General features: G+C 46.8%; 12 protein-coding genes and 1 riboswitch. Of the genes, 9 read left to right on the top strand and 3 right to left on the bottom strand.

The genetic code is table 11. The features are described from left to right. Positions 1–6: 6 nt before the first annotated feature. The 8 genes from KW844_RS13935 to KW844_RS13970 all read left to right on the top strand — a co-directional run bounded on the left by KW844_RS13935 (position 7) and on the right by KW844_RS13970 (position 13,455). Positions 7–2,466, top strand: a complete 2,460-nt coding sequence (locus tag KW844_RS13935; protein WP_218377395.1) for a zinc-dependent metalloprotease — start codon at positions 7–9, stop codon at positions 2,464–2,466. A 168-nt stretch (positions 2,467–2,634) separates the two neighbouring features. Then, complete coding sequence (locus tag KW844_RS13940) at positions 2,635–3,147, top strand: hypothetical protein (RefSeq protein WP_218377396.1); 513 nt, start codon at positions 2,635–2,637, stop codon at positions 3,145–3,147. A gap of 57 nt (positions 3,148–3,204) precedes the next feature. Next, on the top strand, positions 3,205–5,661 hold the full coding sequence (locus KW844_RS13945) for a zinc-dependent metalloprotease (RefSeq protein ID WP_218377397.1): 2,457 nt from the start codon (positions 3,205–3,207) through the stop codon (positions 5,659–5,661). A 12-nt stretch (positions 5,662–5,673) separates the two neighbouring features. Next, positions 5,674–6,906, top strand: a complete 1,233-nt coding sequence (locus tag KW844_RS13950) for a FecR family protein (RefSeq protein ID WP_218377398.1) — start codon at positions 5,674–5,676, stop codon at positions 6,904–6,906. Positions 6,907–7,054: 148 nt separating this feature from the next. Beyond that, entirely contained in the window at positions 7,055–10,426 is a 3,372-nt protein-coding gene (locus tag KW844_RS13955; RefSeq protein ID WP_218377399.1) for a SusC/RagA family TonB-linked outer membrane protein, read from the top strand. Between the two features lie 8 nt (positions 10,427–10,434). Then, complete coding sequence (locus KW844_RS13960) at positions 10,435–11,928, top strand: RagB/SusD family nutrient uptake outer membrane protein (RefSeq protein WP_218377400.1); 1,494 nt, start codon at positions 10,435–10,437, stop codon at positions 11,926–11,928. Positions 11,929–11,930: 2 nt separating this feature from the next. Then, positions 11,931–12,713 carry a sterol desaturase family protein gene (locus KW844_RS13965; protein ID WP_218377401.1) on the top strand — a complete coding sequence of 261 codons (783 nt, stop codon included), beginning with the start codon at positions 11,931–11,933 and terminating at the stop codon, positions 12,711–12,713. 136 nt (positions 12,714–12,849) lie between these two features. Continuing rightward, on the top strand, positions 12,850–13,455 hold the full coding sequence (locus KW844_RS13970) for a hypothetical protein (RefSeq protein WP_218377402.1): 606 nt from the start codon (positions 12,850–12,852) through the stop codon (positions 13,453–13,455). A gap of 124 nt (positions 13,456–13,579) precedes the next feature. On the opposite strand, the gene KW844_RS13975 is transcribed toward KW844_RS13970, so the two are convergent. After that, complete coding sequence (locus tag KW844_RS13975) at positions 13,580–14,761, bottom strand: homoserine dehydrogenase (RefSeq protein ID WP_218377403.1); 1,182 nt, start codon at positions 14,759–14,761, stop codon at positions 13,580–13,582. Between the two features lie 55 nt (positions 14,762–14,816). Beyond that, entirely contained in the window at positions 14,817–15,995 is a 1,179-nt protein-coding gene (locus KW844_RS13980; RefSeq protein WP_218377404.1) for a PLP-dependent aspartate aminotransferase family protein, read from the bottom strand. Between the two features lie 176 nt (positions 15,996–16,171). Then, positions 16,172–16,287, bottom strand: a riboswitch (SAM riboswitch). A gap of 132 nt (positions 16,288–16,419) precedes the next feature. Between KW844_RS13980 and KW844_RS13985 the strand changes: the two genes are divergently transcribed. Beyond that, positions 16,420–17,700: a DUF2851 family protein gene (locus tag KW844_RS13985; protein WP_218377405.1), complete on the top strand. Its 1,281-nt coding sequence runs from the start codon at positions 16,420–16,422 to the stop codon at positions 17,698–17,700. Positions 17,701–17,825: 125 nt separating this feature from the next. On the opposite strand, the gene KW844_RS13990 is transcribed toward KW844_RS13985, so the two are convergent. After that, positions 17,826–18,761 (bottom strand): LysR family transcriptional regulator, encoded by a 936-nt coding sequence (locus KW844_RS13990; protein WP_218377406.1) that lies wholly within the window; start codon positions 18,759–18,761, stop codon positions 17,826–17,828. Positions 18,762–18,781: the final 20 nt, after the last annotated feature.

Here is an 18,781-nt window from a genome sequence, read left to right on the forward strand (position 1 = left end):
CCTGTCATGAAACGCTACACATATATTTCGCTGGCGGCGCTGATGGCTTCCTGTGCTGTGTTTAAGAACAGTCACAAAAAGAAAGCACAGCCTGCTGCCACTACTACCGCTGCCGCCAAACCGGCAGCCCTGCCTAATAAAAACGGCGTGAAATCCTTTGCGGAGGTGATCACTAAAAACATGGTCACCAAACCTGGTATGTTTACTGTACATGCCAGCGCCGACCTGGATAGTATCTATCTCGAAATACCTGACAGTCTCCTGAACCGCGACATCCTCGTACTGAACAGGATTGTGAAGAGCCCGGGTAATATCAACGTATATGCAGGCGAAGAGCTCTACAATGGTGTTTACCACTTTGAAAAAGGTGCGGACGATAAGATTTGCATCCGCGAGGTAGACATGGAAAACATCGCGGATCCTGGTAGCCTGTTTTACAACAACGTAAAAGACAATAACCTTGGCCCGGTGGTGGCAACGCTGCCTATCAAAGCCTATGGTAAGGACTCTGCGTCGTCTGTGATACTGTTTTCCGCCTATGTAAAAGAAACCAGTAGTTTCATGCACCTCGTGGATAAGAATGACTCGCTCAGAAGAAGAGTCGCCTATCCCCTGATTAAGAATATTGAAATTACGGACGTACGTGCTTATCCGCTCAACCTGGAACTGGCGGTGAACAAAGACTGCCCGGACAGAGATGAAGCAAGTATTTATTCTCTCGAATCAAATACCTCCCTGGTATTACTGCCGGCAAAACCAATGGTACGCAGGATTATAGATACCCGTGTAGGTTATTTTCCAATGTACCAGAGCTATTTTGAAGATGATCAGCAAAAGGCAGAGCGACTCGCCATTGCCCGCCGCTGGCGCCTGGAGCCTAAACCGGAAGATGCAGACAAATATAAAAGAGGGGAACTGGTAGAACCAGCTAAACCAATTGTTTACTATATCGATCCTAAAACACCTAAGCTATGGCGCAAATACCTGATCATGGGTGTGAACGACTGGCAGGTAGCCTTCGAAAAAGCAGGGTTTAAGAACGCCATCGTGGCCAGGGAATGGCCGGAAGGAGATACCACCATGCATATGGACGACGCCCGCTTCTCTTTCATCAACTACTTCCCTTCTGAAGTATCCAATGCCTACGGTCCGAATGTAATAGACCCGCGCAGCGGCGAAATCATACAAACGCATATCGGTTGGTATCACAACGTGATGCAACTGCTGAGAAACTGGTATATGCTGCAGGCAGGTCCTAACGACCCGCAGGCACGCCACGCCAAATTTGATGATGAGCTGATGGGACAGCTGATCCGCTTTGTATCCAGCCATGAAGTAGGCCACACGCTTGGCTTACGTCATAACTTCGGCAGCAGCAGTATGACACCGGTGGATAGCCTGCGCAGCATTACTTACCTGCGGGCACATGGGCATACCGCCAGCATCATGGACTACGCCCGCTTTAACTATGTGGCACAGCCGGAAGATCGTATTCCGCAACAGTTACTGTTTCCACGCATTGGAGAGTATGATCAGTGGGCGATTAAATGGGGATATACTTATACCGGCAATAACATGCATGCCGACAATAAACAATTCCACGATATGACGAGTGCCGCGCTGGCAGCTAATCCACGACTGTGGTTTGGAGACGGGGAAATTAAAAAGGTGGACCCGCGCTGCCAGACCGAAGACCTCGGTGATGATGCTGCCAAAGCAGGCACCTACGGTATCGAAAACCTGAAGCGTGTTATGAAAAACCTGCCGGTGTGGACGTACAATCCGGAAGGGTTACACGATGATCTGTCCAGCATGTACCGTCAGGTGCAAAGTCAGTACTTCAGGTATATGAACCATGCCTTGCAGTATATAGGTACGCTTACTTATACATTCCGCGCTGATGGCGACAAGCAGCCGGTGATAGCAGCGGTGTCAACAGAAAAACAACTGGCCGCACTTAGCTTTTTGGATAAGCAATTGTTTACCACACCTACCTGGCTGATTGATCCGCAGATTATGTCGATGACGGCAAACCCTGCACCGGTAGGCCAGGAGTTTCTGGGCGACCTCCAGGCACGCGTGATGAACTCCCTGCTGGATTACAAGCGCCTGGATTATCAGCAAACCAACTACGAGCGCTTTGATAAGAAATCATTAGGAGTAGATAAATTATTATCAGTGCTGCATGGCATGACCTGGCGCGAACTGGGTAATGGTGCTATTAAAATGGACCCTTACCGCCGTGATCTGCAAAAGAATTACGTAGGCGCCTTACTCGATAACCTGAGTAATCCGGCCTATGCGGAAGGGGAGTCGGACGTGTTTTCTCTCCTGCTGGCAGAAGCAGATAACCTGCATCACCAGATCAAGCAAGCTATGCCAAAAGCCGCTACCACTGTGGATAAAGCCCACCTGGCGGACCTGGATGCAAGAATGACTCAATTCGAAAATAAACGGAAAAAATAAACTTTAGCAGTGTTGATGAGTACAGGCCTCCTGCCTGGTTAGCAGGAGGCTTTTTGTTACACTGTTGTAGAGAGAAGAAAATTTCCAGTAATGACTAGTTCAAAGATACCGGTCAGGTGTTTTAGTCAGTATTACAAACTGTATAACCTATTCGCTATGCCGTTTAAAATGAAAAATATATTGCTGGCAGCGGCTTTGCCGTTGATGCTGGTAAGTTGTGATAGCGGGGTGAAGAAGGCGCCACCACGTAAAAGTATGCCGGGGGCTTATATACCAGGCGCGGAAACGGAGGAAAGTTCCGGTACTGTGAAAAAAGAATGGGACAACACTTTACCTTTTGAAACGCGTGTAGTAGATTTGTCGGCAACAGCTATTTCTACTACCTACTATAGTGTTGCCTTACCGGACAACTTCTACGATTCAATCGCCTTTAGCCTGGCGGACAGGTATCGTCCTATCGCCATGAATTTGCTGGAAGGGTGGCTGCAAGCGGATCAGAAGGGTATTATCCTGGATCTGCGGACTACCAACGGCAGTAATAAGAGTGCCAACTATTCTATCAGGCTGGATAAAAAGCAGGTGCCATTGCAGCTCCTATGGGACGATGCATCTGAAAAAAGGTCTGAAAAGTATATCAACCTGATAAAAACGGTTCCGGAAATACAGGCAGTCACGCAATAAGTATGGACTATACTTCCATTATTTACTCATTCCAAAATCCTTAATAGTAGATCTGTGATGAAACACTATGCATATATTCCTTTAGTTACACTGGTGGCTTCCTGCGCGGTGTTTAAAGGTGGAAATAAAAAGAAGCAGAAAGCCGCCGCCGCTACAGCAGCGGCCGCAAAGCCTGCAGCACCGGTAGCAAAACCTAATAAAAACGGCGTACTGCCTTTTGATAAAGTAGTGACCAGCAGCTTGATTAAAAAAGCCGGGATGTTTACTTTATACAAAACCGCTTCGATGGATACCCTGTATATGGAAATTCCGGACAGCCTGCTGGGCCGCGATTTCATGGTGGTAAACCGGTTGAAAAAATCACCGGCAGGTTCTGGTCTGTTTGCCGGGGAGTCGCTGGATGAAAACACCGTTTTCTTCGAAAAAGGTGCCAATGAAACCCTGAAGATGCGCCTGAATCTGGTGATTGCAGATGCAGATACCAGTGATGTTATTTATAAAGCCGTACTTCAGTCTAACAACGCGCCGGTGGCCGCCAGTCTGCCTATTAAAGCATACGGCAAGGATTCCGCCAGCTATGTAATCGATCTGGGTAAGTATTTAAAAGAAGCATCGGCCATATCCAATGGTGTAAGCAATAATAGGCTGACCAGTATGGTGATGGTCAAAAGCTTTAAAGATATTGAGGTAGTGTCCTCAGAAAGTTATCCGGAGAATCTGGAAATCATTACCCGCAAAAACGGTAACAGCAAGCCTACGGAGAAACAAACAATGGGTGCGCCAGTATCCCTGGAATCTTCCACTTCCATTGTGTTATTGCCTAAAACACCTATGCAGCGCCGGTTCACGGATTTTCGTGTAGGCTTCTTTGCTGATTACCTCACCGAGTTTGGGGATAGTCAGCAGCGTGCGGAACGCCGCGACTTCATTGTTCGCTGGCGCCTGGAGCCCAAGCCGGAAGATGTGGAGAAATATAAAAGAGGGGAGCTGGTAGAACCTGCCAAACCTATAGTGTACTATATCGATCCGGCTACGCCTAAGCAATGGCGCAAGTACCTGATCCAGGGTGTAAACGACTGGCAGGTGGCTTTCGAGAAGGCGGGATTCAAAAATGCCATCCTGGCAAAAGAATGGCCGGAGAACGATTCTACAATGAGTATGGATGATGTGCGTTATTCGTTCATCAACTATTTCCCGTCACCTGTAGCCAACGCTTATGGGCCAAATGTGCATGATCCGCGCAGTGGCGAAATTATTCAGACGCATATCGGCTGGTACCATAACGTGATGAGCCTGGTGCGTAACTGGTATATGATCCAGGGTGCGCCTAATGATCCGATGGCACGTAAGCCTAAGTTTGATGATGAGCTGATGGGACAGCTGATCCGCTTTGTGTCCAGTCATGAGGTGGGCCACACACTGGGCCTGCGCCACAACTTCGGCAGCAGCGCGATGACGCCGGTAGACAGCCTGCGTAGCATTTCTTACCTCCACAAACACGGTCATACCGCCAGCATCATGGACTATGCCCGTTTCAACTATGTAGCACAACCGCAGGATAACATCCCGCAGGAGCTCCTGTTTCCACGCATCGGAGAATACGACCAATGGGCGATTGAGTGGGGGTATAAACTGATCTATGCACCTACGGCAGCAAAAGACAAGGAAATCCTGGATCAGGTAGTTACCAAACGCCTGAACGAAAATCCACGCCTTTGGTTTGGAGATGGTGAAAGCCGCCAGGATGATGCCCGCTGTCAGACAGAAGACCTGGGTGATAATGCTGCCAAAGCCAGTGCCCTGGGTATTGAAAATCTGAAACGCGTAGTAGCCAACCTGCCGGAGTGGACCCGCGAGGAAGCAGGCCTCAATAAAACCCTGGATGAAATTTATAAGGAAGTGAAAGGCCAGTACGAGCGTTACATGAATCATGTAATTAAGTATGTAGGTACTACCAATTACACCGCCCGTCCTGAAGGAGATAACCGTCCTGCATATACGCCGGTGCCGAGGCAGTTGCAGATAGATGCCGTGAAGTTCTTCAATGAGCAGCTGTTTACTACGCCTACCTGGATACTGGACGCTAAAGTTACAAGTATGGTAGGTGCGCCAGCTATCAAGGATTATGTGCAGGATATGCAGAAAAAAATAATGGCTTCCCTGTACGGTGCCGGGCGCCTCAACTTCATACTGAGTAATGAGCGCAGGTTTGGTAAAGAAGCGATGGGTGTGGAAGAGTTTATTGCGATGGTTCATGAGGGTATCTGGGGGAATATGAAAGGTGATGCTTACCGCCGCAACCTGCAGAAAGTATACCTGAATGCGGTTAATAATATCCTGAGCTCAGCAGCATCAGATGATACTGAAACAGATGTTTCTTCCCTGGTACGCCTGGATGTGGTAAAAATTCAATCACAGGTAAAGCAGGCAATGAACAGTAATAATGATGCCATTACCAAGGCGCACCTGGCAGATATCAATGGCAGGATAGAAAAAATATTGTCGAAAAAGTAAAAGATAGATAATTTGTCAACACCATTATCCGAGCAGCAGGAAATTGAAATCATGGAAAGAATTGCCGGTTTGCTATTGGGCAGAGAACAGGGCGCGCTGAGCGAAGCGGAAGCGCAGGAGCTGCAGCAGTGGCTGGATCAGCAGTCCGATGATCACCGTGCCTTCTATGATGATATGACCACATCGCCAGTGCTGGAGGCATCGCTACGAACGATGCAGCAGGTAGACGAGGTGGCTGCGCTGGATGATGTATGGAATCGTATAGGCGTTCCTGTTGACGAAAAAATGATTCCCGCAAAGCGGGTATGGATGCGATGGGCTGCTGCGGCAGCCATCGCATCTGTGATTGTAATCACTTCCGCCATACTATTCCTTCATAAGCAAAGCAAAACCCTGGAAACTCCAATGGCCGCACGTTACACCAGTGACGTGTTGCCCGGAGGAGACAGAGCAGTGCTGGAGCTTGCCGACGGTAGCCAGATTGTGCTGGACAGCGCACATAGCGGCGTGCTGGCAGTCCAGGGCAATGCCAGCGTGTTGAAGAAAGAGGACGGAACGATTGCCTACACTGCTTCCGGCAATGCCGTAGCACAGGAAATTACCTATAACAAAATGAGTACACCCCGAGGCGGCCAGTATAAACTGATGCTGCCAGACGGTACACGGGTATGGCTAAACGCAGCTTCTTCGCTGCGTTATCCTTCCGCATTTACGGGCAATAACAGAACCGTTGAACTCACCGGCGAGGCTTATTTCGAAGTGGCGCCAGATGCATCCAAACAATTTTATGTAAATGTAGCAAGAGGGGAAAAAGCACCATTGAGCGTGCAGGTATTGGGAACCAGCTTTAATATACAAGCCTATCCGGACGAACCTGTGCATAGTGCTACCCTTGAAACGGGTAAAATCCGTGTCATTAATAACGAAAACGACGTGGTGCTGACGCCAGGCCAACAGGCGCAGACAGCCACCAATGACCAGTTTAGAGTAATAAATGCCGACCTGAATGAAGTATTGGCCTGGAAAGCAGGGTTATTCTATCTGCAGGATGCCTCCATCCAGGAGATTATGCGCCAGGTAAGCCGCTGGTATGATGTAGATGTAATTTATGAAGGTAACATCACACAGCAGTTTATTGGCAAGATACCGCGTAATACGAATTTATCAGATGTCTTAACTATACTTGAATCAACAGGATACGTACACTTTGAACTGAAAGGAAAACAATTGACCGTTCGACCATAATCATAAAATCTAAATCGCTTACAACATGAATGAATGTAACTTTTTACCAACTGCGAAGCCCGGCGCTTCTGCTCTGCTGTGTATATGACCACCACAGCTCATTTTTGCTTATTACCTATTATTCAAATTTTTGAAATTCTTCTGCCTGATGAAGTCAAAGAAAATAGGGGTGTTGTGTGCCAACACCTGCCTGGCCTTCCTGCAACGAGGGTATTATTTCGCTATACTTTTCCTGGCGTCATTGCTTGCATTTACGCCGGCGCTATCTGCGCAAACCGTTAATCTCTCCCTAAAAAATACGCCGATTGAGAAGGCTTGTAAGGAGATAGAAAAACAAACGGGGTATAATTTCGTATACCCGAAAGAGTTAAGAGACAAAAACTACCAGGTAAATGTAGACCTGAAGAATGAAGATGTAAAGACAGCTATAGAAAAGGTATTTCATGGTTCGCCGTTTGAGTACAGGGTGGTAAATAAAGTTGTATCCATCAACACTGCGGCTCAAAAAAAGAATAGCGCACCGATAGCAGATACGGTTAATATCATTGGTACTATTCGCGATGAAAATGGTCGCGGCATGTCTAATGCGTCCGTCACTTCTTCCTACACTAAAAAAACTGCCCTGACCGATGTAAACGGTAATTTTAGTTTGAAAGGTGTAAAACTGGGGGAAGATATTATTGCCACCTTCGTGGGTTATAACGCAGGCAGATTTACCCTGATATCTACCACCGAGCGGCAGTATACTATTTACATGAAAGTGGCTACCAATGACCTGGATAATGTAGTGATCAAAGCTTACGGTAAAACGAGTAAACGTTTGAACACGGGTAATATCACGACTGTTTCAGGAAAAGAAATTGAAGAGCAGCCTATTCAAAATCCATTGGTAGCATTGGCTGGAAAAGTTCCCGGACTGGTGGTTACTACTAACTACGCGGACCCGACAGCGCCGGTACGCATGGAAATCAGGGGGCGTAATACGATCAATAGCAAATTTTCTACAGAACCCCTGATTATAATTGATGGGATACCTATTGTAGCCTCCGAGGATTTCTCTGGTGCAGCAGGAGGCGTTACGCCCATTGCTACCGGCTTGAATCAAAGCCATATCGGTCCTGCCATGAGTGCATTCTACGGCATCAATCCACGTGATATTCAATCCATAGAAGTCTTGAAAGATGCGGGTAGTACGGCCATCTATGGTAGTCGTGGTGCTAACGGTGTCATCCTCATCACCACTAAAAGAGGCAATGGTTACCGTAGTGATTTTTCTCTGAACCTTGCACAGGGACTAACCAACGGTGCTATATTTACCAGGTACCTGGACACAAAGGACTATTTACAGATGCGCAGGGAAGCATATGCCAACGAAGGCCTAACTCCCTCCGCGGTACCAGGTGTTAATTATGCACCTGATCTATTCCAGTGGGATACTACGAGAAATACCGACTGGGGGAAATACTTCTACGGGGGCACCGGTAAAAGAACCAGTGTAAGTGCAGCGCTAACTGGTGGTGGCATTGCAATTAATTATCGTGTAAGCGGTAATTACGTTAAAACAACTGCTATCGACAACCTTTCCGGAGGTCAGCAATCAGGAGGGCTTAGTACTGCATTAACCGTTTATAGTTCCAATCAGCGGTTTAAACTGGACCTGACATCCAGCCTGTCTAAAATGAGTAACGACGAGCTTAATACCGCCGGTAGTCTGCGAAATGCCCCTAATATGCCATTACCATACCTGCCGAATGGGCAGGTTGACTTTGAGGCCTTCCGCAACAGTACCTTCCCGTATGATTTTCTATTCAGAAAGAGTGCGACTGCATCCACCAATATGCTGACCGGCATGAATGCTTCTTATGCCATAGCTGATGGATTAAGAATTGGAACTTCCGTAGGTTATAACTGGTCTAACAGTAGATCAGAATATAAATCATATCCTTATAAGCGCCCTTCAGGTCCAAACATTGTCAATCTCCTTGGTCAGGCTACCTGGGGTAATTCCACTAACAGTACGATCTCTGTAGATCCTAGGATTAACTATGATAAAGTGGTAGGAGAAGGTACTTTAAGTGTAGTGGCAGGTGGTACCTGGCAATATACTGCTACTGGTTACACCACCATCAAGGGGGATCGGTATGCAGGTAAAGAGCTGATGGGGTCCATTCTGAATGCTCCTATAATATCCGCTACTGATTACTCCTCTCAATATAAATACGTTGGGGTATTTGCCTCGATTAACTATAACTATGGCAATAAGTATCTGGTTGATCTTGCAGCCAGAAGAGATGGCAGCAGCCGATTTGGAACAGGCAATCAGTTTGGAAACTTCGGCTCTGTAGCTGCTGCATGGATTGTAAGTGAAGAACCATGGGCAAAATATGTACTGCCAAAAGCGTTTAGTAGTTTTAAACTCAGAAGTAGCTATGGCGTTACCGGTACAGATGCGGTGGGGGAATACAAGTACCTGACTCAATGGAGTGGCCTTGATCCAGGTTCGATCTACAAAATGTACAATTACGATGGTACAACTGTATTGGTATCACAGATCCAGGCAAATAAAAATTATCACTGGCCAGCCAGCCATCAATTTGAAGCCGCAATGGAAGCTACCTTGTTTAATAGCAGGTTGTCGGTAGATGTGGCCTGGTATCGGAAAAATTGCGATAATCAATTGTTGAGTTACGGTACATCCGCAATCACGGGATTTGAATCTGTGGTGACTAACCTCCCGGCAAACGTAGTTAACAAGGGTTGGGAAATTTCTATCAGTGGCAGGATCGTGGATAAAAGGGACTTTAAATGGTCGGCTAGCCTGAATACCAGCTTTGTTAAAAACATCATGAAAGATTATCCTGAGATTGAAAAATCCTCCTACTACAGCCAATACAAAATTGGAGGCTCTTTGGATGATCGCTTTTTATATAATCAGCTGGGAATAGATCCACAAACGGGCCTGCCTTTTTACCAGGATTATAACAAAGATGGAGTTATTACTACAGATAATACCTCCTTTCCGGGCGCTGCGGATAACAGGATTGTAGTGAATACAGTTCCTAAATTATATGGCGGAATCAGTACCACCCTTCAGTATAAGGCTTTTTCATTGAGTGCTAATATGGATGCCAGAAGGTATTATGAGTCTTTACCTGCCAGTGCAATGGGAGCACTGAATGTTAATGTGCCCTACTATATATATAATAACAGGTGGAAAGGCGTTGGTGACAGTACAGCGAAGTATGCCAAGCCATTAATATCAGGTAACAAAGAGGTTAATAGTGTTGGTAGTTCGCAAAAAGCTTATCAGCTGATCAATCTTTTCAGGATACAATCCCTGGTAATAAGTTATGCCATGCCTGCCACGTGGGTTACAAAGGCACATATGAAAAATGTAAACCTGAATATATCCACCAATAACTTATTTATGTTCAGCAACTTTATCGGGGCTGATCCCCAGGCAACTGGCTCCAGGCCTTCACTGCGTGTGATCAACTTCGGAATTAACTGCACCTTTTAATTCTAGCCATGAGAAATAAAATTCGATATATCATTTACGGAGGGCTGCTGTTAGTAAATTTGAGCGCCTGTAAAAAATTAATAGAAGTAGATCAGCCAATCAGTACGGTGAGCACGGAGTCCGTGTTCAGTTCAGATGAGAAGGCATCTAATGCAGTAGCGGGGGTGTATTCTTCCATGATCAATGACCGAAGTGAGACAGGTATTCTGAATAGTGTGCTGGACGTGTATACCAGTTTGTTAAGTGGTGAATGTCAACCATATATTCAGACGTCAGGTAGTGCCTATGACGCCTATTACAACGGACATTTGTTGAATACAGATGGAGTTAGCAATTTCTTCTGGCAAAATGGCTACAAGATTATTTATAATGCCAATGCTGTGATGGAAGGAATCGCGAATTCAACTTCTTTAGACCTTACTGCGCCGGCTCGCGCGCGGTACCGGGGGGAGATGCTTTTTTCCCGTGCCATCGCTTATTTCATGCTGGTAAATCTGTACGGAGATGTTCCTTTGGTGCTCACAACAGATATAAACCAGAACATCGCCAGGGGACGTGCACCTTTAGCGGATGTTTACCATCAGATGGAGCTGGATCTGACAGATGCTATTACACTGATGGAAGGCAGTGATGCAGAAACAAATACCAATAAATATTATCCAACAAAGTATGCGGCAAAGGCTTTGTTGTCACGGGTGTATCTTTTCCAGGAAAAATGGGATAAAGCGGCTGAATTTGCAGATGCAGTCATTAATGCTGGCAAATTCTCGCTGGAGCCGCTTAATAAGGTGTTTAAGCATGCTAACAAAGAATCTATCTGGGTATTGCACCAGGAGATGAATACACCTAAGTCGTTGCTGGCCGGGTATCACTTTCTGCCGGTGGTATCATCCACTGCCATACCAGAGCTGGATGAATACATGAAAGATTCAACCACGTACGAATTGATGCTCGCTGGTGGTATATATCCCATCATCGGTGCAACTAACGAACTGGTAAATTCTTTTGAGGCAAATGATCAGCGTAGCAAAGCGTGGTTAGGGCATGTGCTTTCTCCTGATGTGGCGCCGTACAATGGATATATTTTTTATTATCCTGAAAAGTACATGGGGCCGGATCGTGACGTTAAAGACCCCATTCTTGACCTGATTATGTTACGTTTGGGAGAAGTATATCTCATCCGCGCAGAAGCAAACGCACACCTGAATAAATTGACGGAAGCTGTTGCCGACATAAACGTTATCCGTAACAGAGCGGGTTTGGGAAATGTGAGTCCTGAAGGTCAGGATGCCGTGCTACAGGCCGTTGCGCAGGAGCGTAAAGTGGAATTATTTGCAGAAAATTCCAGCCGGTTTTTTGACCTGAAACGTACCGGTAAAGCAAAAGAAGTATTAGGAGCCTTATCCTATAAACAGCCTTTTGCTGAGTACACGCTGCTACTGCCTATCCCGGCCCCAGATCTCTCAAAAAGCCCTGTTATCAAACAAAATCCAGGTTACTAGTTATGCAGGAGTTTTTTAAATATGTTTTTACGGAGACGGTATTGAACCTGTTACGGTATTTTACTATAGCCGGCATCATGTTCTACCTGTTTTATAAATTACTGACCCATAAGGTCACCAAAAACAAAATCCAGCCTACCAAATTTGCGCAAAAAAAGGATTTTTTCAGGGAGATATTACATTCCGCGATGAGCACTTTCATCCTGGCGGGGATGGCCATCCTGGCTTTTACGCCCTGGATAAAACCGCATACGTTTATCTATACTAACCTGAACGACTACCCGATATGGTGGATACCAGTTAGTGTAGGTCTGGCGCTGGTGGTTCATGACACTTACTTTTACTGGATGCACCGCACGTTGCACCATCCTAAGTTGTTCAATATCACCCATTTACTGCACCATAAATCCACCAACCCTTCCCCCTGGACGGCTTACTCCTTCCATGCGCTGGAAGCCGTGGCGGAAGGTGCGGTTGTGCTGGTGCTGGTATTTGTAATGCCTATGCATCCGTTGTCACTGGCACTGTTTAATGTGGCTGCCTTGATTATCAATGTCTACGGTCATTTAGGCTATGAAATCATGCCTAAGGGTTTCAGGAAATCTTTTTTATTTGAGATACTGAACTCCTCTACTTACCACAACGTCCATCATGCTAAGTTTAAAGGTAATTACAGCCTTTATTTTCGTGTATGGGACCGCGTGATGGGTACCGAGCATCCGGATTACGTGAAGGTGTATGATGCTATACAGGAACGGCGCTTTGGCTCCGCCCCTGAAAAGTAAGCGGGCCTTTGGCCCGCTTACTTTTCAGGGGTTTCCCCGTCGCCGATGGCGACGGGGAAACCCCTGAAATCGACTCCAATCTTTTCAATTCCTCCGAATTTTATTACTATTGTGTATAACATAAGCCTATACACCTATGAGCCCCATTTTTGGCAAGCGAATAGCCTTGATAAAGCATGTCCACGTTGCCGATACCGCCTGTCCGGAGTGCCGCGCCAGCCAGCTGCAGGTGCGCGTGATGCGGGATTACCACCATTTTCTGAGCATACCTTTATACCCCACCGGCAAAAAAATGGTAACCATTTACTGTGCAGGGTGCGGTAGTGGCCAGCGGGTACCGGCTATCCGGGAAAAATACCTGCAAACGGGAACGCCTATACTCCTTTATACCGGCGTGGTACCTTTTTTCTGGATGTCGGCCTACGCTTACCTGTCGGATAAGGCCACCAGCAACCGTATACAACACTACGCCAACAACCCGCAGCCTGGCGATGTGTATAAAATGAAGGCTTTTTCCAATGGTACGCCCATGTTTTTCTTCCTGCGCCTGTTAAAACTGGATGAGGACGGGAAGGCGCATTTCTATCTGGCCCCGGCCATCTACCGCCACCATATACGTAGTATTGATAAAAAGGATAAGCGAAACTACAGTGATATCCCAAACTGGACTTATCTGCGTACGGACCTGCCGGAAAAGGTGGCGGATGGTATTGTGATGGATATACGGAGAAATGGATTATAGATTTTCTGAAAATAAATACGGCGCAGAAAACTGCGCCGTCGAGATGGTTGGTTCCGCTTTGCGGAAATGCATTGCGGTTGGTTTTTGATTTTGTTTTCTATATCTAACTTAACAATAGTTACTGTTATTCCAGCACCAGCAGGTTCACATCTTTGTTTTTCAGCCATGCGGCATCTTTCAGTTTCTGCAGGTTAATGCTACCTACTACATAACGCCAGGTGGAGGACTCATATTTTTCTTCGATGCTGAAGAACTCGGTCAGGTCTACCTGATCAGGTGTTTTGTAGCGGAGGTATACTTTCAGCTTCACATCGTTGGTGAAAGCCGGCTGGTTGTTTTGTTTAATCTTCTTGTATTCGTAGCGGTAGTTGTACAGCAGTGCGGAGATGTCGGACAGCACCGCGCTACCGGTAGCGGTACCACCGGCACCTTTACCTACAAAGAATTGTTTATCGGTGAAGGCACTTTCCAGCAGGATACCGTTGTATTCATTGTATACATCGTAGAGCAGGTTGTGTTCTTTCACCAGGTGAGGCAGTACAAACGCAAATACGTTTCCGTTGTTGCGGCGGCAGTGCCCAATGAGTTTAATCGTAGAATTACGTTGTTTCGCGAACTGGATATCGAAATCATTCAGGTGATGAATACCGAAGTTGAACACTTCCTCCGGTTTTACGAACGTACCGAAAGCGTGCAGCAGGAGGATAACGATTTTGAATTTAGGATCGTATCCTTCGATATCAAGGGTAGGGTCAGTTTCTGCGAAACCGAGGTCCTGCGCCTGTTGCAGAGCCGTTTCGAAGCTCAGGTTTTCTTCGAATATTTTAGTGAGAATATAGTTGGTAGAGCCGTTGCAGATTCCCTCTACTGCATTGAGCAGGTCGTTGTCGTAGTATTCTTCCAGGTTACGGATAATTGGAATACTGGCGCAGCTGGATGCTTCGTAGAGGAAAGGTACTTTGTTTTCTGCCTGCAGCTGATAGAGGGAAGCGAGGTTTTCAGCAATCATACGTTTGCTGGCGCTCACTACTGCTTTACCATTGCGCAGGGCGGTGCTTACAATTTCAAAAGCTGCTTCTGTTTCATTGATGAGTTCCACAACCACGTCAATGGTAGGATCTTCGAGAATTTCATTTTTATCAGTAGTAAAATAACTGCTGTCGATAGGTCTTGATTTGTTAGGGTCTTTAATACAGATTTTTTTGATTCTTGCATTAATACCTTTTGTTCTGTTCAAAACTTCGTACAGCCCTTGTCCTACACAGCCGAAACCGAAAATGCCTAAATTGATGATCTTGTTTTCCATATCTAATTATAACTTATTGTGGTCATCAATCAGCTTTTCAGCTATTTGCGCCACATTATTGTAAAACAGTAATTTGTTTGCCGGCTGGAGAGTTTAACCTGTCCAGTGCCTGTTTGAGGTCGTTGATCAGGTCTTCTGCATCTTCAATGCCCAGTGACAGGCGGATACAGGAGTCCTGGAGACCCGTTTTTTTCCGGAAGTCTTCCGGGATGTTGCGATGCGTCATGGTAGCCGGGTGAGCCAGCATACTTTTCACGCCACCAAAGCTTTCCGCGAGCTTAAACAGCTTGGTAGCATTTACGATGCGGATGGCATTTTTGATGTTATCGCTTTTTAAGGAGAAGCTGACAAGGCCGCCATAACTTTTTTGTTGTTTGCGTGCGATGTGGTGATTTTTATGGGTGGCCAACCCGGGATAATACACTTTGTCGATCGCAGGATGTGTGCTGAGCCACTGTGCTACGGCCAATGCGTTGGCGCATTGTTTTTCCAGGCGCAGTGCCAGCGTTTCAATACCGCGGATGGTAAGCCAGGCATCGAACGGACTGAGGATACTACCGGAAATATTCTGGTTGTACCGGATCTGATCGGCCAGTGGTTTGGAATTTACCACTACCAGTCCTGCAATTACGTCGCAGTGTCCTGCGAGGTATTTGGATGCGCTGTGGATCACAATATCAGCACCGAGTGTGATAGGTTGCTGCAGCAACGGGGTACTGAAGGTGTTGTCCACTACGAGCAGGATATCGTGCTGTTTGGCAATTTTGCTGACAGACTTAATATCTGAGATGCGCAACGTAGGATTGGTAGGTGATTCCAGCCATATCACCTTTGTTTTAGGAGTGATAGCTGCCAGCACCTTGTCGGTATTGCTGGTATCAACGAAGTTGACCTTGATACCAAAGCGTTCGAACATGTGATTGAAAATCTGGAAAATACCTCCGTAGGTATCTTCCACTGCCATGATCTCATCGCCGGTTTTCAGCAATTTGAGAACAGCATCAATGGCGGACATACCGCTGGCAAACGCGAAACCTGCGTAGCCTTCTTCCAGGTTACAGATCAGGTCTTCCAGTACCTTCCTGGTAGGATTGTTGGCCCTGGAAAATTCGAAGCCTTTGTTAATGCCCGGTGATTCCTGCACAAAGGTGGACGTTTGATAGATAGGCACGGAGATGGCGCCTGTCAGTTCGTCTACCGGTATGCTGTGAATCAGTTGTGTTGCTGTTTTCATTGTCAGAACTGTTTTAATGATGTCAGAATATGGAAATACATTCTGCAACTTTATCACTAAAATCTAACTTAAACAACCACAAATCCATGAAGGGAGAGAGAGGAGCAAAAAAAAAGCTCTTCCTTTTGTTGGAAGAGCCTTTCAAATATATTATAAGGTGAAGATTAATCTCTGCCAACTTATCTTTCCCCGGTACACCGGGGCAGGAATTAGCACCTTTTTCCTGACTTGCAATTCAGGAAAGGTTGCTAAGGCATCGTAGGGCCAGACCCTCCGCCTTTCTGGATAAGTGATGTGTAAGAACTGGGTGCAAAGGTAATGGCAGTTACACCAGATTTCCAAATCCCTTTAAAAAAAAATTTTTCGGCCCCTGATTTTTTATCGGGATAACTGACATAATTTTAAAGAAACCAACCATATCTGTATGTCTGTTAACCCTTTGCTCCGTGAGGAGTTACTCCAGTTTATCTGGCAGTATCGCCTGTATAATCAGCGTAACCTGCAATCTACCCATGGTGAAAAAATTTTAGTGCTGCATCCGGGTTCCCGGAACCTGCATGATGGTCCTGACTTTACGGCAGCCAGCATCCGCATTGGTGATACCCGGTGGATGGGCAATGTGGAGCTGCACCTGCGGAGTACGGACTGGTACCGTCACCGCCACCAGCATGATAAGCGGTATGCCAACATCATCCTGCATGTGGTATTTTACCACGATGATGACCGCCTGCAGGTGCCTTGCCTGGAATTACAGCAGTATGTGCCCAAAATGCTGCTGCAGCATTATAATACCCTCAAAAACGCAGTGGGTTTTGTGCCTTGTGAGCACCAGGCGGCCACCGTGCCGTGGTTATGGTGGCAGTCGTGGCTGGAGCGGCTACTGGCCAACCGCTGGGAGCAAAAAATGCTGCAATGGCAGGCCTGGCTGCTGAGTACGGGCAACAACTGGGAAGAACTGCTGTACCGTATCATGGCCGAAGGCTTTGGCCTGCCCCTGAATGCCGCGCCGCTGCTGGATGTGGCGCGATCGCTGCCCTACCGGGTATTGCTGCGCTACCGCCACCAGTCGCTGCTCACGGAGGCATTGCTGTTTGGCCAGGGCGGCTTGCTTCAGGGCGATTATAAAGATCCCTATATGGTATCTCTTCAGAAGGAGTTCCGCTGGCTGCAACATAAGCACCGCCTGGTGCCCATGGCGGCGACGCGCTGGGAATGGCTCCGGGTGCGGCCTGCAGGCTTCCCGACCATGCGCATAGCGGCATTTGCGGCGCTCTGGCACCAGCGGCCCCGTTTATTAGCCAATTTGCTGGAGGCAGCTACCGTGGAAGATCTGCGGAAGCTCCTCACCACTACACCCACATCTTACTGGCAAACCCATTATAAACCCGATAAGCGGGTAGCCAAAACCGTTAGCATGGGCATAAACGGGGTAAACGGCCTCCTGATCAATGTGGTATTACCTTTCCTCTATTTTTACGGGAAGATGAAATCTTCCCTTTTCCAGCAGCAAAAGGCACTGGACATGCTGTTCAGGCTCCCTGCGGAGGATAATGTGGTGATTCGTAACTGGAAGAAACACGGGATCGTGGCAGAAAATGCCCTGGAATCACAGGCGTTGTTGCAGTTGAAGAAGTGGCATTGCGATCAGAAAGGTTGTTTAGGATGCGCGATAGGGGTAAAGTTGCTGAAGGGGAGCGTGGGGTAGGGAAAGAAACCGGTTGTTAGCCGGTTTCTTTTGGCGTGGTTTCGCCCATAATCGGAGGTCGCCGGCTAAGGTTTTCATATCGGTGAAAGCCTGATGCCGTTTATCGCGCCGATGGACCAATAACCCTAGCGAATGGGCTTAAACCCTGCTGTTTTAGGCATGCTTCGCAATTCTTTCTGTGCAAATGAAATAAAGTCCTTCTGAAGTTGGCTCTGATCTGCAAGGGTAACCAGGTACCAGGCTCTTTTGGAGTAGTTATGCTGTAATGGCAGCATCGTCATATCATCGCTTACTTGCGGCGCTATCAGCCACTTCGCCATCACGGCTATCCCAAGATTCAATTGTACCATTTCAAGAATCACTTCTGTTAGGGGCATTTTGATCACACGGGCAGGCTCAGCTTTGTTGGGTTTTAATACATTTTCAATCAGGTCGTTTTCTCTGTCTTCTATATCATAGGCAATCAGGGTCTGCTCCCTGAAATCCTTTGGGGATATGAGTTTTCGTTTGGATAATGGGTTGTCTTTACTTATGACGACCACCAGTTCATCCTGAAAAACTGGGGTGTATTTAAAAGATGGATGATCGTCCAATGGTTCGTTGGCAGGCTTGCTGACCAACGCTACATCAAGCGTTCCATTTTGGAGATGCATTAACGGCGCTCGAGTGGCGCCATCAGCTATTTTTACTGTTACACGCGGATGTACCTGATGATACTTTGTAATGATGCGCGGCAACCAGTTGTAAGTGGTATAACATTCCGTGCTAATGTTGATGGTGCCGTAGTTACCAGCTTTGATGGATTGGATTTCATGCCCCAGTTTTTGCAGTTCTGTCAGCACCACCTCGGCGGTATCCATCATTTTCCTACCTACGGGGGTGAGGTATAACTTTTTGTTCCTTCTTTCAAAAACCTTTGCATCAATCTTTTTTTCCAATTCCTGTACATGGTGACTCAGCGCGGATTGTGAGATATAGAGCGTTTCGGCCGCGCGGGTCATAGAGCCTTCCTTTTCAATGGCGCTAATAACTTTCAGGTGCTGCAGGTTGATATTAAACATGAGTAATTTAGATTGATAAT

The sequence above is a fragment of the Chitinophaga sp. sic0106 genome (genome assembly GCF_019219075.1).
In the GTDB taxonomy this organism is placed as follows: Bacteria; Bacteroidota; Bacteroidia; order Chitinophagales; family Chitinophagaceae; genus Chitinophaga.